Origin of the sequence: Streptococcus danieliae, assembly GCF_025447695.1 — a bacterium.
Classification (GTDB): domain Bacteria; phylum Bacillota; class Bacilli; order Lactobacillales; family Streptococcaceae; genus Streptococcus; species Streptococcus danieliae.
This window is the reverse complement of record NZ_JAOBSU010000121.1, coordinates 1-4,777: the sequence shown is the minus strand read 5'-3', so window position 1 is coordinate 4,777 and position 4,777 is coordinate 1. Positions and strand designations below refer to the sequence as shown.

General features: G+C 44.9%; 6 protein-coding genes. 4 read left to right on the top strand and 2 right to left on the bottom strand.

Translation table 11 applies throughout. The features are described from left to right. Positions 1 to 31: 31 nt before the first annotated feature. Positions 32 to 460: a hypothetical protein gene (locus tag N4310_RS07630; RefSeq protein WP_262092705.1), complete on the bottom strand. Its 429-nt coding sequence runs from the start codon at positions 458 to 460 to the stop codon at positions 32 to 34. Between the two features lie 159 nt (positions 461 to 619). Between N4310_RS07630 and N4310_RS07625 the strand changes: the two genes are divergently transcribed. The 4 genes from N4310_RS07625 to N4310_RS07610 are packed head-to-tail and all read left to right on the top strand — an operon-like array spanning position 620 to position 3,763. Next, positions 620 to 1,477, top strand: a complete 858-nt coding sequence (locus N4310_RS07625; RefSeq protein ID WP_262092704.1) for an ABC transporter ATP-binding protein — start codon at positions 620 to 622, stop codon at positions 1,475 to 1,477. Then, positions 1,474 to 2,211, top strand: coding sequence for an ABC transporter permease (locus N4310_RS07620; RefSeq protein WP_262092703.1), 738 nt, complete (start codon positions 1,474 to 1,476; stop codon positions 2,209 to 2,211). The genes N4310_RS07625 and N4310_RS07620 overlap by 4 nt, the downstream gene beginning before the upstream one ends. Then, positions 2,208 to 3,314 carry a sensor histidine kinase gene (locus N4310_RS07615; protein ID WP_262092702.1) on the top strand — a complete coding sequence of 369 codons (1,107 nt, stop codon included), beginning with the start codon at positions 2,208 to 2,210 and terminating at the stop codon, positions 3,312 to 3,314. Before N4310_RS07620 ends, N4310_RS07615 begins: the two co-directional genes overlap by 4 nt. Then, the gene (locus tag N4310_RS07610) at positions 3,311 to 3,763 is read left to right on the top strand and encodes a response regulator transcription factor (protein WP_262092701.1); all 453 of its coding nucleotides are present in this window, start codon (positions 3,311 to 3,313) and stop codon (positions 3,761 to 3,763) included. Before N4310_RS07615 ends, N4310_RS07610 begins: the two co-directional genes overlap by 4 nt. 178 nt (positions 3,764 to 3,941) lie before the next feature. On the opposite strand, the gene N4310_RS07605 is transcribed toward N4310_RS07610, so the two are convergent. After that, positions 3,942 to 4,280 (bottom strand): ATP cone domain-containing protein, encoded by a 339-nt coding sequence (locus N4310_RS07605; protein ID WP_160333481.1) that lies wholly within the window; start codon positions 4,278 to 4,280, stop codon positions 3,942 to 3,944. Positions 4,281 to 4,777: the final 497 nt, after the last annotated feature.

Below are 4,777 nucleotides of genomic sequence, written 5' to 3'. Positions count from 1 at the left end.
CACGTCCGCACTACCAAATAGGAATACCTACTTATTTGAAATAAGGCGACAATAAGTATGAGTTTTTAGAGGTGCCCCTTAGAAAATCGACTACTTCCTGCTGATATTTTGCAAATTCTTGCAAAGATTTCTGAAGTTCTGGAGGGAGAGCTGCAAATTCTTCTTCTGTCAGTACAAGCTCCTCGTCAGGCACTGCCTTTTCTTCGACAGCTTCTAGGCCTTCGTCCTCAGATTCAAGAATTTCCTCTTCAGCAACTGCTTCTAGGTCCTCATCAGCTTCAGCCTCAAGAAGCTCGTCTTCTGCAAGAAGGACCTCTGCCACTGGTGTTTCATCTACTAGAGTTGGCTGTTCATCTGCGCTAACAGCTGTACCTGCCGCGAAGGCCAAGGCAATCGTTGAAACTAGGACACCTGTCCGTAATTTCCGCATCTTACCGCGTCCGGCTAAATTTTGTTTCATAATTTCCCCTTAATATAAATACTTTTCTTCAGTATACTCGTTTTCCGAACAAGATGCAAGACATGACATTTATCACACCAAACAATGACAAAACCTCCTAGTCTCTTAAAGATTGCTTTTTTATAATAAAATTAGCAAAAGAGATAGGAGTACCCACACATGATCAGCATCAAGCGCCTTTCCAAATCCATCCAGGGCAGACAAATTCTCTCTGACATTACAACCCAGATTTCTGAAGGGGAATGTGTTGCCCTCATCGGCCAAAATGGAGCTGGTAAAACCAGTCTCATTTCCTGCCTACTCGGAGAGATGGTTCCCAGTCAGGGGACAATCACGATGACCAGCTCCCCCCAAGAACTGGCTGTACTGCCCCAAGAAAATGTCATTCCGACAGATCTCAAAGTACAAGAATTACTGAACTTCTTTCAGTCCATTTACGAGGATGCTCTAAGCTCAGCAGAGATCGACCGCTGGTTGCAGTTTTCCCAAGCTCAAAAACAACAGCTAGCAGGGAAACTGTCGGGAGGTCAAAAGCGCCTCTTGGCCTTTATCCTCATCCTCATCGGCAAACCCAAGCTGCTGTTCCTCGATGAGCCGACCGCTGGTATGGATACCAGCACGCGCCAACATTTTTGGACCATCATTCAAGAGCTAAAGGCGCGTGGGATGACGGTATTCTATACCAGCCACTACCTCGAGGAGGTCGAAACAACCGCTGACCGGATCCTCCTCCTGCACCAAGGCCAGTTAGTACGCGATACCAGTCCCTTTACCATTCGCAATGAACAAAACCACAAACAAGTTACACTAGCTGCTAGCTGGGCTCCAGTTGTCGCCCAGCTTACCAGAATTTCTAACCTGACCCATACAAAAGACACGGTTCAATTTCAAACGGCGGAGATCGAGCAGGTCTGGCAAGAGCTCACTCAGCAGGGGTGCCGGATTTCCGATCTCCAACTGCAAAACCAAAGCCTACTCGCCAGTCTATTTGAAAACCAAGAAGGAGACCAAGCATGAAAGCCTTACTGACTATTGAAAGCATCCGCCTCAAACGAAGCCTGGGCAGTTTCTTACTCGCCATTGGGATTCCTCTCTTTTTCTTTACCCTGTTCTCATCGACTGTTCAGATAGAACAGCCAGAGGCTCAAGAATCTTTTCTAATTTCCTATATGTTAACGATGACCAGCTTTTCCATGTCTAGCTTTGCCCTCTTTAGTTTTCCGATGATGCTGGTGGAAGATCAAAAGAATCACTGGCTCAGCTTCCTCCGCCATTCGCCACTACCTTTATGGAAGTACCATCTGTCCAAGATTCTCCGGGTCGGGATCTGTTTTCTGGCTTCCATTCTCATCGTTTTCCTAAATGGGGCCTTCCTCAGAAATATTCAGCTAACACCAGCTACTTGGCTTCTGAGTGTCCTCTTGCTGCTCCTAACCGCAACGGTTTACCTTGCTCTAGGCCTCTGCTTGCAGCACATTCAGTCAGAACAAACCTTGTCACTGGTAGCCAATGTCCTCTTTTTACTCTTGGCCATCCTGGGCGGTTCCTGGATGCCAATCAGTCTTTTCCCAGATTGGCTCCAAGGTATTTCCAAACTAACTCCTAGCTACCATGTCAATCAGCTGGTTGTTCAGTATGCTCTGAAGGGAGAATTCCTTTGGAAATCCTTGCTTGTTGTCCTTGGATATGCCATAATTTTCTATAGTATCTCGTCCATTCTCTCCAAACAAAAGAAGGTGAGGCTTCTATGAAAAAATTTTGGATCTTCCACTACCGTAAGATAAACCCTCTGTTTTTTGTCGGGCTGCTCTTTCTCTACTTTCCGTTTTACTACGCTCAGTATAGCAGCTCTCCGCTCCTCTATATCGGTATGACCTTAGCCTTTGCCGTCCTCTATATTTCCCTCCTTTATACGGACCATCCTGGCTACTCCTGCCTGGCCTGGTTTTACCTGATTTCCTACATTTTTTCTGGCTTCTTCTTCGCTAATCCACTCCAAACCCTCTTTATTTTTAACCTATCGAATCTTATTTCTTGGCATTACAAAGATGAAAGCTGGAATTATCGAACCATCTCCTATGCAATTTCCATTGGAGTTATCTTCATCTGGTCCATTCTGGCCCCCATCGCCATTGAAGTGAAAGTCGCTTCGATCATCCTTCATCTATTTGGTCTCGCCCTACTTTTTGGGAATTTGGCGGAAGTGAAAAAGGAAAAAATGGAAGCCAAAATGCGCCAGCAAAATGAATCGATCAATCTCCTCCTAGCGGAAAATGAGCGGAACCGGATTAGCCAAGACCTCCACGACACCCTAGGGCACGTCTTTGCCATGATGGCCATTAAGGCCGAACTGGCCCAAACACTGATTCAACAGGATCTCAAAGACCAAGCCCTCCAAGAGGTCCGTGACCTGCAACAGATCTCCAAGCAATCCATGGCCGATGTCCGGCAATTGGTTGAGCAGGTCAAAACACACACCATCCACCAGGAACTCCAAATCCTGCAACAAATGCTGGAGCTGGCCCAGATCCAACTGACCATTAAAGGCCAGGAACTTGCGAACAGTCTCAGTCCCCACAAACAAACCCTTGTCTCCATGATTCTCCGAGAACTGGCTAACAATCTCATCAAACACAGCCAGGCTCAAATCTGTAACCTGCTCTTCACCCAAAACCAGAAACACATTTGCCTGACCTACCAAGATAATGGTATTGGCTTTCAAAAATTCACTGGAACAGAACTCCACTCCGTCCGTAAACGTTTGATCCCAATCAAGGGAGACATTCATTTTGTATCCCTGGCCAACCCTACCCAAATTAATATCAAAATCCCATTAGAAGAGGACTACCCATGAAGATTTTAGTTGCCGAAGACCAGGCCATGCTCCGCGATGCCCTTTGCCAGCTCCTGCGGCTCCAACCCGAGGTCAGCGAAGTCTTTGAAGTTGGTCATGGTCAAGAAGCCATTGCCTTACTAAAAACAAAATCCATCGATATCGCCATTCTAGATGTTGAAATGCCGGAGAAATCAGGACTGGATGTCCTCGAATGGAGTAAAGAACAATATCCCGCCATCAAAATCATCATTGTCACCACCTTCAAACGCCCTGGCTATTTCGAACGAGCCATCAAGGCCAATGTCGATGCTTACGTACTCAAGGAACGCTCCATCACAGACCTCATGCAGACCATCCACCTATCTGAAGGGACCATCCGCAACTATATGACCAACATCCTGGATAAACTAAACGCCGAAAACCGAACCGCAGCCGCTAAAATTGCCCAGGAGCAAGGCTGGATTTAAAGACAATTGTAAGCAAGAAAAAGCTTAGAATCGCTGTTACACCTAACAGGATCCTAAGCTTTTTTTTGAGGTTCATATTCTTTCTAGTTTACATCCACACGTCGTTAGCTTCGACTTGCTGCCTGGTGTGTATTTAAACTAGTTTTTAACGCAATCTAGTATCACAAATATCTGTCGCTTATTTCAACTGTTCAAATTTTAAGTGAACGTTGATCCGGTCCTCATAGCCGTTGCGTTCTAAATCCCGTTGGAGGCGGTAGGAAATATAGTGCTCGGCAATATTGATATAACCAGCATCTAGTAGACGATTTTCAACCATGGACTGGATCATGCTGATGGTTGCTTTTTCAACTCTGGCTTCCTCTAAATCCATCACCACTTTTTTAGTGACCTGAGCTAGATTTTGACGGAGTGAATCATCGAGTACAAAAACAGACTGAGCTGCTTTTAAAATAGCTTGGTAAATTTTATCGGGATCAAATTCGGTTACTTGTCCATCACGTTTAATGACTTGCATACTTTTCCTCCACTTCTAGTCGAAAAAATCCCTCACTCAAAAAGAGGAGGGATCCGAAAGGCACTTCCGTGTGATGAGTAGGTTCACACAACTCATCAAGGTCCGCTCCTGCGATATGACCTCCTATGCTTGATGGGTAGCTTGCGCTACCGATCGACTCATCGCATAGTCACACTATACCAGATTCTAAGGCTTTTGTCAACTTGCTACAACAGTCTGAAAAACTGTTACATTCGAATAATCAGCTATCCTATATTTATTGTCAACAGTTCTATCCACTTTTTAGGAAAACCATAGTATCTCAAATCTATCTGTTCCCGATAACTTTCTTCCAGGAGTTTTTGCAACTTTTTATTCCAAAAACTTTGGGATTCTAAAGACATAGACAAGATAAGATGTCTCATTGCTATCAAGTAAATAAATAGACTTCCTGCGAAACGTTAACTATCCTTCAAAATTGATAATACCAGCAATCAAATTCATTCGTAAACCAAAGC